The organism is Algoriphagus halophilus (assembly GCF_041729275.1).
Taxonomy (GTDB): Bacteria; Bacteroidota; Bacteroidia; order Cytophagales; family Cyclobacteriaceae; genus Algoriphagus; species Algoriphagus halophilus_A.
Window position 1 is genome coordinate 2,843,942 of the sequence record NZ_CP146486.1, and the last position, 19,157, is coordinate 2,863,098.

At 40.8% G+C, this 19,157-nt stretch carries 15 protein-coding genes and 4 pseudogenes; 14 read left to right on the top strand and 5 right to left on the bottom strand.

The annotated features are described in order from the left end of the window. Positions 1–7 precede the first annotated feature (7 nt). The 3 pseudogenes from V8V91_RS15250 to pnuC all read right to left on the bottom strand — a co-directional run bounded on the left by V8V91_RS15250 (position 8) and on the right by pnuC (position 2,674). Positions 8–1,536 (bottom strand): annotated as a pseudogene (locus V8V91_RS15250) (arylsulfatase). Then, positions 1,533–2,071: pseudogene (locus V8V91_RS15255) on the bottom strand (AAA family ATPase). The pseudogenes V8V91_RS15250 and V8V91_RS15255 overlap by 4 nt, the downstream one beginning before the upstream one ends. Continuing rightward, positions 2,061–2,674, bottom strand: a pseudogene (gene pnuC, locus V8V91_RS15260) (nicotinamide riboside transporter PnuC). The pseudogenes V8V91_RS15255 and pnuC overlap by 11 nt, the downstream one beginning before the upstream one ends. A gap of 140 nt (positions 2,675–2,814) precedes the next feature. On the opposite strand from pnuC, the pseudogene uvrA reads away from it, so the two are divergent. Beyond that, positions 2,815–5,637, top strand: a pseudogene (uvrA, locus tag V8V91_RS15265) (excinuclease ABC subunit UvrA). 68 nt (positions 5,638–5,705) lie between these two features. Here uvrA and V8V91_RS15270 read toward each other — a convergent pair. Both V8V91_RS15270 and V8V91_RS15275 read right to left on the bottom strand, forming a co-directional pair. Next, positions 5,706–6,017: a rhodanese-like domain-containing protein gene (locus V8V91_RS15270; protein WP_373395958.1), complete on the bottom strand. Its 312-nt coding sequence runs from the start codon at positions 6,015–6,017 to the stop codon at positions 5,706–5,708. An 11-nt stretch (positions 6,018–6,028) separates the two neighbouring features. After that, on the bottom strand, positions 6,029–7,438 hold the full coding sequence (locus tag V8V91_RS15275; RefSeq protein ID WP_373395959.1) for a rhodanese-like domain-containing protein: 1,410 nt from the start codon (positions 7,436–7,438) through the stop codon (positions 6,029–6,031). Positions 7,439–7,659: 221 nt separating this feature from the next. On the opposite strand from V8V91_RS15275, the gene V8V91_RS15280 reads away from it, so the two are divergent. From V8V91_RS15280 to V8V91_RS15340, 13 genes are all read left to right on the top strand, one after another. Further along, positions 7,660–8,178 (top strand): M14 family zinc carboxypeptidase, encoded by a 519-nt coding sequence (locus tag V8V91_RS15280; RefSeq protein WP_373395960.1) that lies wholly within the window; start codon positions 7,660–7,662, stop codon positions 8,176–8,178. Next, positions 8,091–10,190 carry a zinc carboxypeptidase gene (locus V8V91_RS15285; RefSeq protein WP_373395961.1) on the top strand — a complete coding sequence of 700 codons (2,100 nt, stop codon included), beginning with the start codon at positions 8,091–8,093 and terminating at the stop codon, positions 10,188–10,190. The genes V8V91_RS15280 and V8V91_RS15285 overlap by 88 nt, the downstream gene beginning before the upstream one ends. 199 nt (positions 10,191–10,389) lie before the next feature. Next, positions 10,390–12,054 (top strand): carboxylesterase/lipase family protein, encoded by a 1,665-nt coding sequence (locus V8V91_RS15290; RefSeq protein WP_373395962.1) that lies wholly within the window; start codon positions 10,390–10,392, stop codon positions 12,052–12,054. A gap of 95 nt (positions 12,055–12,149) precedes the next feature. Then, the gene (glgP, locus tag V8V91_RS15295) at positions 12,150–13,127 is read left to right on the top strand and encodes an alpha-glucan family phosphorylase (protein ID WP_373395963.1); all 978 of its coding nucleotides are present in this window, start codon (positions 12,150–12,152) and stop codon (positions 13,125–13,127) included. A gap of 44 nt (positions 13,128–13,171) precedes the next feature. Further along, complete coding sequence (glgP, locus tag V8V91_RS15300) at positions 13,172–13,816, top strand: alpha-glucan family phosphorylase (RefSeq protein ID WP_373395964.1); 645 nt, start codon at positions 13,172–13,174, stop codon at positions 13,814–13,816. A gap of 98 nt (positions 13,817–13,914) precedes the next feature. Next, entirely contained in the window at positions 13,915–14,325 is a 411-nt protein-coding gene (locus V8V91_RS15305; protein WP_373395965.1) for a hypothetical protein, read from the top strand. Continuing rightward, entirely contained in the window at positions 14,283–15,251 is a 969-nt protein-coding gene (locus tag V8V91_RS15310) for an acetylxylan esterase (protein ID WP_373395967.1), read from the top strand. The genes V8V91_RS15305 and V8V91_RS15310 overlap by 43 nt, the downstream gene beginning before the upstream one ends. Before the next feature lie 22 nt (positions 15,252–15,273). Then, complete coding sequence (locus tag V8V91_RS15315) at positions 15,274–16,098, top strand: sulfatase-like hydrolase/transferase (protein WP_373395968.1); 825 nt, start codon at positions 15,274–15,276, stop codon at positions 16,096–16,098. A gap of 59 nt (positions 16,099–16,157) precedes the next feature. Continuing rightward, on the top strand, positions 16,158–16,655 hold the full coding sequence (locus tag V8V91_RS15320; protein ID WP_373400713.1) for a sulfatase/phosphatase domain-containing protein: 498 nt from the start codon (positions 16,158–16,160) through the stop codon (positions 16,653–16,655). A gap of 89 nt (positions 16,656–16,744) precedes the next feature. Next, positions 16,745–18,070, top strand: a complete 1,326-nt coding sequence (locus V8V91_RS15325) for a M14 family metallopeptidase (RefSeq protein ID WP_373395970.1) — start codon at positions 16,745–16,747, stop codon at positions 18,068–18,070. Further along, positions 18,058–18,198, top strand: coding sequence for a hypothetical protein (locus V8V91_RS15330; protein ID WP_373395972.1), 141 nt, complete (start codon positions 18,058–18,060; stop codon positions 18,196–18,198). Before V8V91_RS15325 ends, V8V91_RS15330 begins: the two co-directional genes overlap by 13 nt. Before the next feature lie 145 nt (positions 18,199–18,343). Then, entirely contained in the window at positions 18,344–18,517 is a 174-nt protein-coding gene (locus V8V91_RS15335; RefSeq protein ID WP_373395973.1) for a hypothetical protein, read from the top strand. 129 nt (positions 18,518–18,646) lie between these two features. Continuing rightward, positions 18,647–19,141 carry a hypothetical protein gene (locus V8V91_RS15340; RefSeq protein WP_373395975.1) on the top strand — a complete coding sequence of 165 codons (495 nt, stop codon included), beginning with the start codon at positions 18,647–18,649 and terminating at the stop codon, positions 19,139–19,141. Positions 19,142–19,157 lie beyond the last annotated feature (16 nt).

The window sequence follows — 19,157 nt, forward strand, 5'->3', positions numbered from 1 at the left end:
GTAAAACTTATTTATCTCCCAATGCAGCCATTTTAAAGCGATCTATTTCTGGAGTGGTATGTTCCTCCTTCATGATCTTTTCCATCTTTTTCACGATTTCCGGATGGGTTTCTGCCACATTGTTTTGCTCCTTTGGGTCTACCAATAAGTCATACAATTCAATTTCAAGATTTTCTTCCTTCACAATATTCTGGCGAACCGCCTTCCATTTCCCCATTCTTACAGCCTGCTGTCCTCCATATTCCGGAAATTCCCAAAACAAGTAATCATGTTCCTCTTGCTCCTGTCCAAGTAATGTCGGTAAAAAGCTTTTCCCATCTGCATCAGCAGGAACGGGAATTCCCAATAGATCACATAAAGTAGGCATAACATCATAAAAGGCCGAGATGTGATCAGTGGTAGATCCGGCTTGAACTTTACCTGGCCAACTCACCAACATTGGTATTCTGATCCCTCCTTCATATACAAAGCCCTTGGTTCTCCCATAGCCATTGGTAAACGGCTTTGAACTTTCGAAATAATCAAAATCCACTCCACCTGTATAAGTAGGGCCATTATCGCTTGTTACCACAATGATGGTATTCTCCTCCAATCCCAATTCTTTCAGTTTATTACGAACCTCACCGATTTGTTGGTCAAGGAGGGTGATCATGGCAGCATAAGTGGCATGTGGATATCTATTTGGAAAGTATCCTCTTGATCCATCATATGGAACTTCGTCCCCAAATTCCGATTCATATTTATCCACATCTTCTTCTGGCGCCTGCAGAGGGACATGAGGCAGGGGGAAGCATAGTACAAGAAGAAAGGTTCATCTTTGCTTTCCTCCAAGAAACTTAAAACCTTTTCATGCATTAAGGTTGGCGCATAATCCTGCTGCTGGTATTTAGCATAGCTGGCGGGGTCATTGGGATCAGCTTCAGGGTCCAATTTTGTATTGGGAACCACAATAGGATTATTAAGTGGTACTTTCGTCTCATTTTCCCACATATGTGGTGGATAAAGGTTGTGTGCTTGTCTTTGACAATTGTAACCATAGAAGTAATCAAAGCCCATTTTTGTGGGAATACTCTCTGTGGTTGGAGCTCCTAAACCCCATTTACCCACAATTCCAGTTTTATAACCTTGACCTTGCAAAAGAGAAGCAAGTGTCACTGTTCCGGTAGGTAAAGGTCGTTGCCCTTCAAGATTGGGATCTGCTGCAGCTTTGGCATAATCCCAAACCTCTCCTCTTTCTCTCCATTCGTCATTTCCACGGATATAAGCATGTCCCCCATGCTTACCCGTTAACAAAATACATCTTGCTGGAGCACAAACAGGAGCTCCTGTGTAATGATTCGTAAATACCATTCCGGAAGCCGCTAATGCATCAATATTCGGAGTATGAATCTTTTCCTGTCCTTGGTAACCAACTTCCCCAAAGCCCAAATCATCAGCGAGGATATATACAATATTAGGCTTGGTTGGCTTTTCTTCTGGTGAGGAGCATCCAATAAACAGAATGGCAGCTAAAAGAGATAAAAAGAATCGATTCATTCTGGGTTGATTTTGTTAAGGTACTTGTTAATATAATCTATTGCTTGTTTAAGTCTAGAAGCCTCATTCCCACTGACCACCTCGAATGGAAATCCGCTTTCTTGAGCGAGTTGAAAATATTTATCAAAGAAATACTTCCTCATTTCCAGTTCAGGATATTCCCGTTGTGGGTCAGGTTCCCAGGGCAAGTCTGTATCAGTCAATAAAATCAGACTATAGGTTCTCTTTAGGATTTGATCTAAGACCCACGGGTCAGTTTTTGGAATCGATGTTCGGACCAAATGTGGATAACTCGTAAATCTGTATCGCAAAAAGGGTATTTATTCGCCTTATGTGCAAGTTGATCTTCCAATTTCACTTGCCCTTTGGCAATTTCCAATAAATCTTCATATTGATATGGTTTGCCCAGTTTTTCCAAATATTCCCGGGCGAACTCTGGAACCCAAGGTTCCTGATAGGCTGTGGATAAGTCTTGACATAAGGTGCTTTTCCCAGTTGACTCAGGACCTAGAATCAGTATTCGTTTAGGCTGCATAGCTTCGTTCAGATTTTATCCAGGCCAACAAGCCCATCGTTGCCAACACGGTGAAAAACATAAATTGAAAGGAAGTTAAAATTAACCCCTTATAGAAATAAAGAGGCACAGAAACCAAATCAGTAATAATCCAAAAAATCCAGTTTTCCACTTTCTTCTTTGCCATCAGCCACATCCCAACAAAAGCAGAGGCGGTAGTAAATGAATCCCAATAAGGCACATCACTATCTGTAAATTGAGATAAGATCAAGTATAAAGCCCCATAGGAAAATAAGAAAAGGACGATTGAAAAACCCAACCAGATGGCTTCAACCAAGTAACCGGTAAGACAGTTTCTCCTTCTTTTGGGTGTGTCCATACATACCATCCATAGATGGACATGCTAAAATAATAAGCATTGATCCCCATGTCTGCGTACAACTTGTAGTGAAAGCAGATCCAGACATAAATTAAGGTAGAGATGATTCCCGTAGGGTACACCAAAATGTTCTCTTTGATAGAATAATAAACAGATGCGATCCCAAAGAAGACCGCGATCCCTTCTAGCAAGCTCATCTGCTGTAAGCCTTCTTTTAAACCATCAACGAGCCATTGGAAATCCATCCCCGAAATAAGTGAATTTTTCTAAACCAATTCCCCTTTCAATGAGGTTATCATCATTCCAGCCTATTCTTGTCTTGAATGTGAAACAAGTTTCCATTCCTACTATCCATTTCCCTAGATCATGATTATCTTTGCCAGCTATGACTTTGAGCACTTTATCCTCCAATATCGACATTGATTCTTTTGACCCTAAGAATTTTATTATCATAAAAAATGCGAGGGTCAATAACTTAAAAAATTTAAGTGTCGCCATTCCTCGAAATAAATTGATTGTTGTGACTGGACTTTCCGGCTCAGGAAAATCTTCTCTGGCTTTCGATACACTTTTTGCTGAGGGACAACGCATGTATGTGGAGAGCCTTTCCTCCTATGCACGGCAGTTTTTGGGAAGGATGGAAAAACCCGATGTTGAATACATCAAAGGGGTAGCTCCTGCCATAGCGATTCAACAAAAAGTCAACACCAAAAACCCTCGCTCTACCGTTGGAACGACCACTGAAATCTATGATTATCTGAAGTTACTTTTCTCCAGAGTCGGAAAAACCTATTCGCCCATTTCCGGAAATGAAGTCAAACACCATACAGTAACTGACATTGTAGACTTTATCCAATCTTTTGAAGAAGGTACCAAAGTCATGATTTCCTGTCCGCTTCAAATTCAAAGAGGTAGAAAAATCGAGCAGGAACTGGAGCTTTTGCTTCAAAAAGGATATACCCGAATTTTGATTGATGAAGAGGTATATTTTGTAGAAGACTTATTGGGAGAGAAAAGTGTACCCAAAGGAACCTATGAAATCTTAATTGATCGGGCATCTGTCATCCAGGATGATGAAGACAATCAATTCAGACTAGCAGATTCCGTACAAACGGCCTTATTTGAAGGTCATGGAGACTGTAAAATCACGATTCCAGGAAAAGAGACCCGTACCTTTTCGGATCGGTTCGAGCTGGATGGAATGTCATTCGAAATTCCGTCTGTCAATTTTTTCTCTTTCAACAACCCCTATGGTGCTTGTAGAACCTGTGAAGGATTTGGAAATGTATTAGGTATAGATCCTGATCTGGTAATTCCTGACAAAGAAATGTCGGTGTTTGAAGGAGCCATTGCCCCATGGAGAGGAGAGACCTCTAGAAGTTGGTTAGAGCCTTTGCTGAAAAAGGAATTGAGGAATTGAATTCGATTTCCCTATTCACAGATCGTATAGTGAATTGACAGAAAAGGAGCAAAACTTGATCTGGAAAGGGAACAAGTATTTCAAAGGCTTGGATGCTTTCTTCAAAGACCTGGAATCCAAAACCCACAAAATCCAGTACCGAGTGATGCTTTCACGATTCCGAGGCAGGACGACCTGTCCGGATTGCCAAGGAACCCGACTTCGAAAGGATGCTTCTTATGTAAAAATTAATGGAAAATCCATTATTGACTTAGTCTTGATGCCCATTGATGAAGCTTTGGCATTTTTCCAGAAATTGGATTTACCGGCACATCAGGCAAAAATCGCCAATCGTTTACTTAAAGAAATCCAAAGTCGGTTGGAATACATGGATCAAGTGGGATTGGGCTATTTGACATTGAATAGGCTTACCTCTACCCTTTCCGGTGGAGAATACCAACGAATCAAACTGGCAACTTCTTTGGGATCTGCTTTGGTAGGTTCCATGTATATTTTGGATGAACCGAGTATTGGGTTACATCCCAGGGATACCGATCGTTTGATTGGAGTTTTAAAATCCCTTCGTGATTTAGGCAATACCGTCATTGTGGTAGAACATGAGGAGAAGGTGATGAAAGCTGCAGATCAAATTATTGATATTGGTCCGGATGCAGGCGTCAATGGAGGAGAGCTGTTATTTCAAGGCCCTATTCAAGATTTGATGGCATCTGCTCAAACTTATACAGCCAAATACCTCCGTGGAGAGGAGTTGATTTTCGAGAAGGACGGAAATAGAAAATGGAAAGACAGCATTATCGTCAAAGGCGCAAGAGAGAACAACCTTAAAAACCTGACTGTCAAATTCCCATTGAAGACATTAACGGTGGTAACGGGTGTTTCTGGTTCCGAAAATCAACTTTGGTGAAGAAAGTCTTGTATCCTGCCTTAGGAAAAATGCTGGGCACTGTGATTGATGAGAGTGGGAAATATGATAAGATCGATGGGGACTATAGATCTGTTTCCCAAATTGAATTCGTGGATCAAAACCCAATCGGAAAATCCTCGAGGTCTAACCCGGTAACCTATGTAAAGGCATATGATGCCATCCGGTCCTTGTATTCGGACCAGACCATCTCTAAACAGAGAGGCTACAAACCTGCCTTTTTCTCTTTCAATGTGGATGGTGGAAGATGTGAAGCCTGTGCGGGTGAAGGTACTACTACTGTAGAAATGCAGTTTATGGCAGATATTCATTTGACCTGCGAATCCTGTAAAGGAAAACGTTTCAAAAATGAAATCCTGGATGTTAAATACAAGGAAAAAGACATTGCCGAGGTGCTGGACATGACCATTGATGAAGCCATTGAGTTCTTCCAAGGCAAAACTCAAATTGTCAACAAACTACTTCCTCTTCAGGAGGTGGGTCTGGGCTATATTGGGATGGGACAAAGCTCCAACACCCTATCTGGGGGAGAGGCCCAACGTGTAAAACTAGCCTCCTTTTTAGGCAAAGGTGGCAGTAAATCCAATGAGCACATCCTTTTCATTTTTGATGAGCCGACCACTGGCCTACATTTCCATGACATCAAAAAATTACTCCATTCCATCAATGCCTTGATTGATCAGGGACATTCGGTCATCATCATCGAGCATAATACTGAAGTAATCAAATCAGCGGATTGGGTAATTGATCTTGGTCCAGAAGGAGGAAACAAAGGTGGTTATTTGACCTTTGAAGGAACTCCTGAAGATATGATGAAGGAACAAAACAACTATACTGCGAAGTATTTGAGAGAGGCGTTTTCCTAAAAAAACCTATTTAAGACAAAAAAAGAGAGTCAACATTGACTCTCTTTTCATATAACCCAAACCTTTTTTTAACCTACACACTCTTTGACATTACCCACAGTACCACCATCAATGACATTTGAAATCCCATAATGTTGTAAAATACTTTGAGCCTGTCCGCTTCGGTTTCCACTTCTACAAAACACCACTACGTGCTTTTTGTTTTTAAATTGTGCCAATTGGCTAGCAATTCTATCCAAAGGGATATTCACCGCTCCTTTGACACTACCCAAGGCAAACTCACCTGGAGTTCTTACATCCACCAGAAATGCCCCATCCTTGATGGCTTCCACTAATTGAGTGTTGTCCGTCGTTCCGAATATTGCTGAGAAAAAACCCATATCTATTTTCTTTAAATGTTTACTAATTCATTGGTGACAGTTTCCTGTCCAGCCTCTTTCCATTCCTTCATTCCAGCGGAATAGTTTTTCACGTTTTCAAATCCATTTCTTCTAAGAAGAGAATAGGCAATTGCTGCCCGATCTCCACTTTGACAATGGATCACCACTTGCTTATCCTGATTGATCTTATCTAAGTTGTCTCCAAGAGTTCCCACAAATACGTGATCTGCTCCTTTCACATGTCCTTGTTTAAACTCTGTGGTATTTCTTACATCCACAATTTGAACATCCTCTTTGCCTACCATGGATTTGAATTCTTCCAATCCAATCACTTCTGAGCTCTGTAGTTCAATTCCCAATTCCTCTACTGATTCCACAAATCCATAAATGTTATCCAAACCGATTCGCATCAATTTTCTAGTCAAATCATCCATTTGGCTCTCTTCTGCCACCAGAATAAACTGCTCCTGATAGTTCAACAACCAACCTGCCCAAGTAGCAAAGGAGTTATTTCCTTGGATATTAATGCTACCAGGTAAGAACCCTTTGGCAAAATCCACTTTGTTTCTAGTATCTATAACTTTCAACCCATCTTGGTAAGCGGATAGAAATTCCTCTTTTGATAATTTTGGATGCTTTGGAACTTCCACCAACAAAGGTCTATCTACCTTATTGAGGTGTTTCATCATTGCAAAATACTTTGGAGGCTCTGGTTGACCGTCCAATAAGTAATCAATGAAACCATTCTCATCTGTTTCAAATTGGAATGCCCAGTTTCTAACTTTTTCGTATCCTACAGTAGAACTTGGAACTGAGCCCAAAGCTTTTCCACAGGCAGAACCTGCTCCATGACCTGGCCATACCTGTACATAATCAGGAAGCTTGGCAAATCGCTGGATGGACTCATACATTTGCTTGGCACCTTTTTCTTGGGTACCTACGATACCAGCAGCTTTTTCCAATAAATCCGGCCTTCCTACATCTCCCACAAAGACAAAGTCTCCTGTAAATACCATCACAGGTTTATCTGTAGCAGGGTGATCAGTCAATAAGAAACTGATACTTTCAGGGGTATGGCCTGGTGTATGCAGTACCTCTAAAGTCAAGTTACCTACCTTGATTTTATCTCCATGCTTTAATCCTTCATGCTGAAATTCGTACTGCCATTCAGCAGGTCCTTCATCGGAAAGATACATTTTAGCACCCGTTACTGCAGCCAATTCACGCGCTCCGCTTAAGAAGTCTGCGTGGATGTGGGTCTCAGTAATATGAGTGATCTTCATATTATTCTGCTTGGCAATTGCCAAATAAACATCCATGTCTCGCTGAGGATCAATGACAATTGCTTCTCCTTTGGCTTGACATCCGATGAAATAACTGGCTTGTGCCAAGGTCTTATCATATACATGTTGAAAATACATATCGCTTTCTTTTTTTAATTTCTATGACAAATGTCAACATTCTTAATCCCCTCTACAGGAACTTTTGTCACATTAGGGTGCTAAGTAATCACATAAATGAGTTGGGGCAGAGCACCTAATAGATTTATTTGAATTCAAGGGCTCCGAGGAGTTTTTTTGATCGGTGTGAATGGAAAAGACAATTCCTTTTAACTTCATGGCATCATTCTTTACCAAACTTTATGAAAAAACATTTACTTCTCTCATTATTCGTTTTTTCGATCACTATTTGCTCTTGGGCTCAAATTCAGACTCCGGAGCAATTTTTAGGTTATAAGCCTGGTGATCGATTTACCCCACATCATCGGATGGTGGATTATTTTGAGCACGTTGCTGCCAACAATCCAAACGTCAAATTGATTCAATACGGGGAGACAAACGAAAAGCGTCCTTTGATCATCGCGATTCTTTCCAGTCCTGAAAACATGGCGAATTTGGAGCAAATCCGTACGGACAACCTGAAAAGAGCTGGTTTAATGGAAGGAACTCCTTCCACTGCGATTCCGATCAACTGGATGTCTTTTAATGTACATGGCAATGAGTCCGTAGGAATGGAAGCTGCCATTTCCTCATTTTATACCTTAGCAAATCCAGAAAATGCTAAATCACAGGAATGGGCAAAAACCAAATTGTCATCATCGATCCAGCCATCAATCCTGACGGCAGAGATCGATATGCCATGTGGTACAACCAAAAAATGAATACCACCCTTCAGCCTGACTTACAATCTGTAGAACATAATGAACCTTGGCCAGGAGGTCGAGCAAACCATTACCTCTTTGACCTAAACAGAGATTGGGCATGGCAAGTACAAGTAGAATCTCAAGCAAGATTGAAAGTCTATCAAGCATGGATGCCTCAGCTGCATTTGGATTTCCATGAACAGGGAATCAATAATCCCTTCTACATGGCACCTGCAGCAGAGCCTTTGCATGAGCAATTGACTCCTTGGCAACATGAGTTCCAGGATACTTTTGGAAAAAATACAGCAAAATACTTTGACGAGGCTGGAAGATTTTACTTCACCAAGGAGCGATTTGACTTGCTCTACCCATCTTATGGAGATTCCTACCCGATGTTTAATGGTGCTATCGGAATGACCATCGAGCAAGGCGGCGGCGGTCAGGCAGGTATTGGAGGTTATAATTCTGTAGGTGATACTGTGACTTTGAGCTATAGGATTGCGGGGCATTATACTGCCGCAATGTCGGCTGCAGAAGTTACCAGTCAAAACGCTGAAAAATTGCTCTCGGAATATGCCAAATTCTACGAGGATAACTCAACCAATCCAAAAGGGAAATACAAAAGCTTTGTCATTAAAGGAGAAAGCAACCCTGCCCAAGTAGCCAAATTATTGGAACTGTTGGATAAGAATGGAATAAGATATGGCAAGGCAGGTTCCAAATCCGGCCTTAAAGGATATGAATACCAAACAGGAAAAAGTGGTTCTTTTGCTACCTCTGAAGAAGATATTATCATCAGTGCCTACCAACCCAAATCTGTATTGGCACAGGTTTTCTTTGAACCTAACCCGGCTCTTCACGATAGCATTACCTATGACATCACTAGTTGGGCTTTACCTTACGCATATGGACTAGAAGCCTATGCAGTGGAAACAAGATTAGATCCTGCTGGAAAATACCAAGCTCCTGAGTTTACAGCCAATACTGTAGGAAAAACTCCTGTAGCCTACATGGCTGCTTGGGAAGGGACAAGAGATGTGGCCTTCCTAGCTGAGTTGTTAAATGCAGGAATCCGGGTTAAGTATCCAGAGTTTCCTTTTGAAGTAGAAGGGAAAAGCTTCCCTGCCGGATCCTTATTGATCACCAAGGGAGGAAATGAATATGTGCCGAATTTTGATCAAAAGGTTGTGGAGATCGCCAATAAATTTGGAATCACCTTGGAAACCACCATGAGTGGATACATGGACAAAGGTAAAGACTTTGGTTCACCAAATATCAGAATTATCCAGGCTCCAAAAGTGGCCTTAATCGGAGGATCTGGAACTAGCTCTTTGAATTATGGAGCGATCTGGCACTTCTTTGAAAAAGAGCTGAATTATCCATTGGTGAATCTTGAGCTGGAAAACATGGCGCGGTATGATTTAAGCAATTACAATGTATTGATCATGCCTTCTACCAGAGGAGGAGGTTTGTCAAAACCTGCCATGGACCATGTCATGGAATGGGTTCGCGGAGGAGGAAAATTAATAGCCATCGATGGTGCCTTGAACACATTTGCCAACAAAGAAGGGTTTGAGCTAAAAACATTTGATACAGAAGAAGAAAAGAAAGCAGCAGAAAAAGAATCTACTGAGTTAGCAAAAGAAGAGCGACTTGCTCCCTACCAGGAAGGTGAGAGAGTGGCTATTTCTGGTGGAGCTGCCGGTGCAATCTATGAAGTTACCATGGATAAAACTCATCCTTTGGGATATGGAACGGGTGGTAAATACTACACCTTGAAAAACAATTCTAGTAGATATGCCTACTTAACCCGAGGTGTAAATGCTGGGATTATCGCTGATAATGATGCCTATAGAACAGGTTATATCGGCTTTAAAATCAAATCTAAAATGGGTGAATCCATGGCTATAGGCACAGAAAGAGCTGGTAGAGGACAAATTGTCTATTTTGTAGATGATCCGATTTTCAGAGGTTTCTGGGAATCAGGAAAACTGGTATTAAGCAACGCCATATTTATGGTAGGTCAATAAAGACAAAATTGAAAATAGGAAAACCGGCTACTAAAAAGTAGTCGGTTTTTTTTATGGTCTTTATCTATTATTTCAATTTGAAACAATATTTGTCCACTTAAATAATTCTTCATTAAGAATTCCTGATTAAATTGAGTTTAATAATAATACAAGACTATATTTTACTGCTAATCAAACCATTAACATTAGACCCAAAACTATGAAAAACCAAAGACGCGAATTCTTTAAGAAAGTGGGAGTAGGAACTGCAGGCCTTGGCCTAGCTGCTTCGGTTCCTTTTACCGCAAATGCAAATAACCCTAATCCAGCACGTCATGCACCCTCAGTTCAGTTTCTCCAAATAGGTGATGACATCGCTGTAGCCAATACGGATTCAGGAAAAATTAGAGGATACATTTTGAATGATGTGTATACCTTTCTTGGAGTTCCCTATGGAGCAGACACTTCAGGTAAAAACCGGTTTATGCCTCCACAGAAACCCGAAAAATGGACCGGAGTGAAGCCAACGATTTGGTGGGGAAATACAGCTCCACAAATTATGGATAAGCGCTATGCAAGCCCTGATTACTCCTTTGCAGATCATTGGAATTATGACGATGTCAGCGAGGATTGCCTCAAACTGAATGTGTGGACTCCAGCTTTGGATACAAAAAAGAGACCAGTATTGGTATGGCTACATGGAGGAGGATTTACCAACGGAAATGGCATCGAGCAAGATGGGTACCATGGAGAAAATATCAGCAAAAACGGAGATATCGTTTTTGTATCCATTAATCATCGACTTGGTCCAATAGGATTTACAGATCTTTCAGGTGTAGGAGGCTCAAAATATGCCCACTCGGGCAATGTAAGCCAATTAGACATCATTGCCTCTTTGGAATGGGTGAGAGACAACATTGCTAATTTTGGTGGGGATCCAGGAAACGTGACCATCATGGGACAATCAGGTGGTGGAGCGAAAGTCACAACTACCATGTCTATGCCTGCGTCTAAAGGATTATTTCACAAAGGCGTCCCCTTGAGTGGTTCCATGCTACGTGCCAATGACCAAGAATATTCCAGAAAATTAGGAGAATACGTAATGAAAGAAGCTGGCCTTACCCCAGATTCTATCGATAAGCTTCAGGAATTAAGTTGGAGAGAATATATAGACATTGCCAATAAGGCTTTGGAAAAAATGAGAAGAGATAACCCAACTCCTGGTTTTAGAGGTGGATTTGGACCAGTGGCTGATGGCGTAACCATTCCAAAAGGAGAATTTTTTTCTGATCCAAATGGATTGGCTTCCGAAATTCCAATGCTGATCTGTACTACATTTCATGAATGGAACCCAACCCGAACTGCTCCCGAACTTGAAAAAATAGACTGGGCAGGGGTTGTGGAAAAGATTCAACCAAGATTTGGGGATAATTCCCAAAAAATTGTGGATGCCTACAAACAGGATTTCCCAGAAGCATCACCAGCAGATATTTGGGCTATGGTACTATCCAACCGTCAAGGAGCCATCAATACTGCTAATGCAAAGTCCAAACAAAAAGCACCTGTTTATCTAGCTTGGTTTGGATGGGAACCAGACCTTTACAATGGAAGAATGAAAGCATTCCACTGCATCGATATTTGTTTTTGGTTTGACAATACGGATCGTATGTATACGCATACCGGTGGAGGTGACAGGCCAAGAAAATTATCTAAAGCCATGTCTGCTTCTCTACTGGCATTTATGAAAACAGGAAATCCAAACGCCGGTGCTTTGCCAAATTGGAAAGAATACACAGCAGAGGATGGAGAAACCATGATATTGAATGATGTCAGTTCCTTAAAAAATAATCCCGATAAACGGGGAAGGACAGCATTAGAAGCTTAAGGTGAAACCGGGTGTTCAAAAAACATCCGGTTTTTATTTTTATGCACTTTAGAGCGAATGATAATCATTAAATTAGGAAGAGCAATTTTCAATATATGACTGACTTTCAAAACTTTTCCGTTCCTTACACTCCTTCTGTCGCCTACCCTGAAAAAGTCGCTTACTTTTCCATGGAGTTTGCGATCCATCAGCCTCTCAAAATCTATTCCGGCGGATTAGGTTTTTTATCTGGCTCCCATTTACGAAGTGCGTATGATCTAAAGCAAAACCTCATAGGAATAGGGATCTTGTGGAGATATGGCTATTACGATCAAGGAAGAAACCAAGACCAAACACTTAAACCAGAATGGTTCGAAAAAACCTACAGCTTCTTGGTGGACACAGGGATCAGATTCCAAATTGAGGTGCATAATTCCCCTGTATGGGTCAAAGCTTTTTATTTACCTCCAGAAACATTTGGGAGTGCCCCTTTATTTTTATTAAGCACAGACACCCCAGAAAATGACTATTTGAGTCAAACCATCACTCACAAACTTTATGATTCAGATGTAGCTGGTAAAATTGCCCAATTTATGCTCCTTGGATTAGGAGGAGCCAAGTTATTGGATGAACTCAATTTTAATCCTGATGTGTATCATTTGAATGAGGCCCATGGGGTCAGTGCTATTTTCCATCTATTGAGAAAATTTGGAAGCAAGTCAGCAGTGAAAAAGCAATTAGTATTCACAACCCATACTCCAGAAGAAGCTGGGAATGAGAAGCATGACATTTATTTATGTGAAAAAATGGGCTATTTCAACGGATACTCACTTTCCGAAGTAAGATCATTGACCGGAATGTCTGGTGACTTATTTAACCATAGCTTAGCTGCATTTCGATTTGCAAGAAAAGCCAATGGGGTCAGCAAACTACATGGAGAGGTCAGTAGACATATGTGGGAAAATTACGAGGACATTCCTGAAATCACCTCCATCACCAATTCCCAAAACTATCACTACTGGGCGGATAAACAGCTGTACAAATATTTGGATGAGGAAGATAAGGATCGATTTGACGACAGGAAATATTTTTAAAAAAACGGGCTTTTGAAATTGTGGCTGACCAAACCGGCAAACTCATGGACCCATCTATCTTGACGATCGTTTGGGCTCGAAGATTCGCCAGTTATAAACGACCTGATTTGTTGACTAGAGACTTAAAACGCTTTGAAAAACTGATTAATAATCCTACGAAACCTGTTCAATTTATATGGGCAGGAAAACCTTATCCTATGGATTATGGAGCAATTTCAGTATTCAATCAATTGGTTCATCTGAGTAAGAAGTATCCTAATGTAGCAGTGTGTGTCGGGTATGAACTGGCATTAAGTAAAAGATTGAAACAAGCTTCTGATATCTGGCTTAACAATCCAAGGGTACCCAGAGAAGCCAGTGGGACTTCTGGCATGACCGCTGCCATGAACGGAGCAGTAAATTTTAGCACCTTCGATGGATGGATCTGTGAATTCGCTAAGCATGGGGAGAATAGCTTTATTGTCCCTTCGGCAGATTATAAAAAGATGAATATTCCGGAACAGGATGATTTCGACTTGAATAATCTATTTCAAGTATTGGAGGAGGAAATTGTTCCTATTTATTATGATGATCCTTCAGCCTGGAGAAATATCGTTCAGAATGGCATGAGAGAAGTGGTAGAAAACTTTGAAAGTGATCGAATGGCCAAGGAATACTATGAATTGATGTATCAGGACAAAAAGCTGTAGCCTCTTTTTAATCGTTTCACTAAAAATGCGAGGCCTATTCAAGCCTTAACATAAGCATTGTTTAAATTGACTTACTACGATTTACCCAAAAAAATCCCATGAGATATTTTGTCTTTTTATTTTCCTGTTTTTGCATAGGTGCTCACTTATCCACAGTCGCCCAACAGTCACAACAAGGACGAGATAGCATTGCAAAATTAAGTCGGGAAGATCATCAATTGATGATGGAAAAATTGGGAATTGAAGAATTGAGGCCCGGTCCCTCTGGAAATCCAAGCGCCCCCAACGCCGCCAACTCCGATGAGTCCAAAGCTACTCCTTACAAAGATCTGCCCAATCCACTCATCTTTGATAATGGGGCCAGGGTCAATTCCAAAAAGGACTGGGAGAAAAGGAAAAAAGAACTCAAAGAGCATTTTGATTCAGAAGTATATGGACGAATGCCAAAGAATACTCCAAGAGTAACTTGGGAGATTGTAGAAGAAAAAGACAGCCTTTTTGGGGGGTAAATGCTAGGTATAAGAAGTTAATTGGACATGTGGATAACTCTTCCTATCCCGAGATACAAGTGGATATTGAAATGCGGATGGCTACACCTATTGGAAACAATGGTCCAGTCCCACTGATCATGCAATTTAGTTGGATTTGGCCTGCCAGTATGCAAAGACCCAAGCCTGAAGGTCCCACTTGGCAGGAGCAACTTCTATCTGAAGGATGGGGATTTGCCATGTTGATACCTACCAGTTTTCAGGCGGACAATGGAGCAGGTTTAAGGGAAGGAATAATCGGATTGGTCAATAAGGGCCAAGCAAGGAAACTGGACGATTGGGGAACCCTGAAAGCTTGGGGATGGGGAGCCAGCAGGGCTTTGGATTATTTTGAAACTGATCCCCTGGTCAATGCCAAAAAGGTAGAGATTGAAGGGCTTTCAAGGTATGGCAAAGCTGCTTTGGTAACGATGGTGGACGAACCTAGATTTACTATTGGATTTTTTGCTTCCTCGGGTGCTGGAGGAACCAAGATATTTAGAAGGGTGTATGGGGAACAAGTGGAAAATTTAGCTTCCTCAGGAGAATATCATTGGTTTACACCTAACTTCATCAAATATGCGGGTCCTTTGACACCTATGGATTTACCCATCGATGCCCATGAAATGCTTGCTTTATGTGCTCCTAGACCTGTTTTTATATCAAGTGGAGACCCCAATGTGGAGGGTCATTGGATCGATGCGGAGGGGATGTTTAAGACAGCCGTAGCAGCAAGTCCTGTGTACAAATTGCTTGGAAAAAAGGGATTAGATACCAATCAATATCCTGGCACCAATGTAGGCCTTCTCAATGGAGATTTAGTATTTAGACAACATGATGGCGGGCATACAGAAGGCCCCAACTGGACTTATTTTATAGAGTTTGCCAGAAAGTATTTGAATGACTAGCTTCAGTTTTTAATTCTTCTCCATGCAAAAAGTCATTTTCTCAATTTACTGCTTTTTTACGCTCTCCCTTATTTCCGCGCAACAGAATCAACCCAACATCATTTTAATCAATATTGATGACATGGGATGGAGAGATGTAGGATTTATGGGAAGTGATTATTACGAAACTCCCACCATAGATAGCTTGGCAAAAGCTGGGATGATCTTTACACAAGGATATGCCTCTGCAGCCAATTGTGCTCCCAGTAGGGCTTCTATGATGACTGGACTCTGGTCACCAAGACATGGAGTATATACTGTGGCAACTTCGGAAAGAGGAAAGTCAAAAGACCGAAAAATAATCCCCACACCAAACACAACCACCATCTCTTCTAAACATGAGCTAATTCCAAAATCCTTACGCAGAGCTGGCTATCGCACAATTCATGCAGGCAAATGGCATTTAAGTGACTCTCCTTTGGATTTTGGATTTGATGTCAATATCGGAGGGGGACAAAATGGTCATCCCAGTAGCTATTACCCACCTTATGGAAATGTTGAATTGGAAGGAGATGGATCCTATTTAACGGATGCCATCATGGCAAAAACCTTGGAGGCGCTTAGTCAAACCCAATCTCCTTTCTTTTTGTATTATTCACCCTATGCAGTGCATACTCCTATTCAACCGGTTCATTCATTGGTGGATAAGTACCAACATAAATCATCCAAAATAGGACAAGAAAATGCCGATTATGCTAGCATGGTGGAAAACTTAGACCGAAATATTGGGTTACTTTTCCACAACCTAAAAACTAACCATCAATTGGAAAACACCCTGATCATTTTTGTCTCTGATAATGGGGGCTGAAAGGCATCACCAGTCAACAACCTCTGAGATCCGGGAAAGGCAGTTATTATGAAGGGGGCATTCGGGTACCTTTCTTCTTTCTTTGGGAGGGAAAGATCTCAGCTGGAACTTCCAATTCAACGCCCATTTCAAATTTAGATATCTATCCCACCATCTTGGAAGCTTCTGGAATCACCAATTCAAGCTCAAAACTGGATGGGATCAGTCTTCTTCCAATGTTGACTGGAGAGGGAAGTATTCCTGAAAGAGCTCTCTTTTGGCATTTCCCGATTTATTTAGAGGCCTATCAATATGGTCAGAATGAGACCCGAGATCCACTATTCAGAACAAGGCCAGGTACTGCCATGCGGCTAGGTAAATGGAAATTACACTACTATTTCGAGGAAAATGAAGTCGAACTATTTGATTTGGAAGCAGACATTTCTGAAAAGAATGATTTATCCTCCTCTCTTCCCGAGATTACCAATGAATTACTGGAAAAAATGAAGGCTTGGTGGGAAGCAACCTCAGCCCCAATTCCACAAACCGAAAACCCAGAATACATTAAAGTTAACTAAGAAAAATTTACATTGAATTTGAACCATTGAAATGTTAATCCTATTAGAATCCTTGATTATAAACCATATTTAGGCCTTAATCAGTAGCTATGAAAAATTTAAGGAAATCTCTTCTGTTGCCAATCATCGGCTTTATCTCAATTCAAGCTTCGGGACAGGATTTCCTTCCTCCGACACTACCTTGGGAAGGGAAAAGTAAAAGTTTGATCGCTGACCCCACTGATCCTTGGGTTACTCCCGGCGAAATAACAGGACTTACTGAATCTCCAAGCTATGAGGAAACGATGGCTTGGCTGGAAAAATTAAGTGAAAGCTCACCCTATATAGCGATTAATTCTATTGGTGTCAGTGAACAAGGCAGAGCCATTCAACTAGTGATGGTATCCAAAGATCAAGACTTCACCGCACAGGAGTTATCCACATCTAAAAAGCCTCTCATTCTTTTCCAGGCAGGAATTCATGCGGGAGAAATTGACGGAAAAGATGCTGGGATGATGCTACTTAGAGATATCAATGTTGGAGAAAAATTGGAGCTTTTAGACTACGCTAACCTCCTGTTTATCCCCATCTTGAATGTGGATGGACATGAAAGAAAAAGCGAATACGGAAGAGTCAACCAAAGAGGGCCTAAAGTAATGGGATGGAGAACGAATGCCAATAACCTAAATTTAAATAGGGATTACACCAAATTGGAAACCGCAGGAATCAAAGCCATTGCCCAGGTGATAAACAATTATGATCCGGATTTGTATGTAGACATTCATGTTACTGATGGTGCTGATTACCAATACGACATCACCTACGGTTTTGTGGAAACAGGAGGATATTCTCCAGAGATTTCTTCTTGGTTGGCTGAAAAATTCAAACCTGAAGTAGATCAGGCTTTGAAAGATCAAGGTCATATCCCAGGCCCTTTACTTTTTGCTGCCAATGGACAGGATTTTACAGAGGGAAATATTGCTTTTTCTTTTAGCCCTAGATTTTCCCATACCTACGGAGATATCCGACATCTACCCGCCATATTAATAGAAAACCACTCTTTAAAACCATTTGAACAACGGGTTTTGGGAACCTATGTGTTTTTGGAACAAATGATCAAATCTGTAGGAAACCATTTTGATGAACTTCAAGAGGCAATAGCATCGGACAGAGATCAATCCATGGAAACAGTAGTTGTAAAATTTGGGTTTCGGGATACTCCTGCCGATTCTGTAGAGTTTTTAGGGGTAAAATCCGAATTGGTAAAATCTGAGATTACTGGAAATGAATATGTAGACTGGAAAGGCGAACCCACTACTCAAATAGTACCAAGTATACTGATGGACAAGCCAGTTTCTTCTGTGCCGGTACCTAAAGCTTATTGGATTCCAGTAGAATGGGCTGAAGTAATTCAAAAATGGAAATGCACGGGATAGAAATGGAAGTCTTGGAAGAACCCAAAGAACTGAATTTAGAATATTCTACCGTCAATGATTTCGAAATGGTCAGTAGGCCTTATGAAGGCTTGATGAGATTCCAATCTTTTGACTTGAATAAGGGCTAAAAAAAGTTACCCTGCAACCAGGTTCAGTCCGAATAAAAACCGATCAAGCACTTGGTGAGTTAGCAGTCATTCTGTTAGAACCTGAATCTGTGGATAGTTTTTTCAATGGGGGTATTTCAATACAATCTTATCCCAAACTGAATACATGGAAACCTATGTGATGGAACCTATGATTCAGGACATTCTGGGTAAAGATCCGGAATTGAAGAAAAGATTTGACGAAAAAATGGAAAGTGAGGAAGACTTCGCCGCCTCCCTCGACAAATCTACCGGTGGTTTTATGAGCAAACACCCTATATTGACCAAAACTGGAAAGTGATTCCTGTAGGTAGGGAATGGTAATTCTAATTCCAAAGACTTTCGGAGGGATTTTATCCTGATCGTACTTTAGACTCTATTAATTCGCTGGTTTTTATTAAATTGACTTAAACCCTTTTTAGTCATTTCAATGAAAAAATTAGTCATAATATTAGGGTCCATTCTACTATTTTTATTTGCCTCGATTATTTTGTTGGAGAATTGGGTGGAAACGAAATTTGTAAACACTTTAAACACCAATCCAAATCGAAAGTATGATCTAAATTTTGATAATTTATCGGTAAGCATTTTAAAAGGAAAAATTGAGCTAAACCAATTACAAATCACTCCTTTGTCAGTCGATAGTATTCCGACGATCATAGCTGGTTCGGTGGAACGAGCGAATTTAGAAGGAATTGGATTTATCAGTTTTCTGAGAAATAAAGAAATAAGCATTGAAATCTTGGAGTTCCTAAACCCAGAATTCACCCTCACTCGAACGGATTTTCAAAAAGACCAAGTTGAGTCTACTCGGCCATTTCAAACACTTTTTAGAGATATCATTTCCAGAGGCGAAATTAAGAATTTCTCTCTATCTGGGGGAAAGCCATCTTATTTGAACAAAATGATAGTCTCCAAAGAATAGGCTCTTTTGATGATCT

Coding starts and splice junctions, on each gene's coding strand:
- glgP (WP_373395963.1), top strand. CDS start 12,150: ATGACTGACTTTCAAAACTTTTCCGTTCCTTACACTCCTTCTGTCGCC.
- V8V91_RS15270 (WP_373395958.1), bottom strand. CDS start 6,017: ATGGGTTTTTTCTCAGCAATATTCGGAACGACGGACAACACTCAATTA.
- V8V91_RS15280 (WP_373395960.1), top strand. CDS start 7,660: ATGAAAAAACATTTACTTCTCTCATTATTCGTTTTTTCGATCACTATT.
- V8V91_RS15275 (WP_373395959.1), bottom strand. CDS start 7,438: ATGTATTTTCAACATGTATATGATAAGACCTTGGCACAAGCCAGTTAT.
- V8V91_RS15325 (WP_373395970.1), top strand. CDS start 16,745: ATGAAAAATTTAAGGAAATCTCTTCTGTTGCCAATCATCGGCTTTATC.
- V8V91_RS15340 (WP_373395975.1), top strand. CDS start 18,647: ATGAAAAAATTAGTCATAATATTAGGGTCCATTCTACTATTTTTATTT.
- V8V91_RS15305 (WP_373395965.1), top strand. CDS start 13,915: ATGAGATATTTTGTCTTTTTATTTTCCTGTTTTTGCATAGGTGCTCAC.
- V8V91_RS15335 (WP_373395973.1), top strand. CDS start 18,344: ATGGAAACCTATGTGATGGAACCTATGATTCAGGACATTCTGGGTAAA.
- V8V91_RS15285 (WP_373395961.1), top strand. CDS start 8,091: ATGGGCAAAAACCAAATTGTCATCATCGATCCAGCCATCAATCCTGAC.
- V8V91_RS15290 (WP_373395962.1), top strand. CDS start 10,390: ATGAAAAACCAAAGACGCGAATTCTTTAAGAAAGTGGGAGTAGGAACT.
- V8V91_RS15315 (WP_373395968.1), top strand. CDS start 15,274: ATGCAAAAAGTCATTTTCTCAATTTACTGCTTTTTTACGCTCTCCCTT.
- V8V91_RS15330 (WP_373395972.1), top strand. CDS start 18,058: ATGCACGGGATAGAAATGGAAGTCTTGGAAGAACCCAAAGAACTGAAT.
- glgP (WP_373395964.1), top strand. CDS start 13,172: ATGGACCCATCTATCTTGACGATCGTTTGGGCTCGAAGATTCGCCAGT.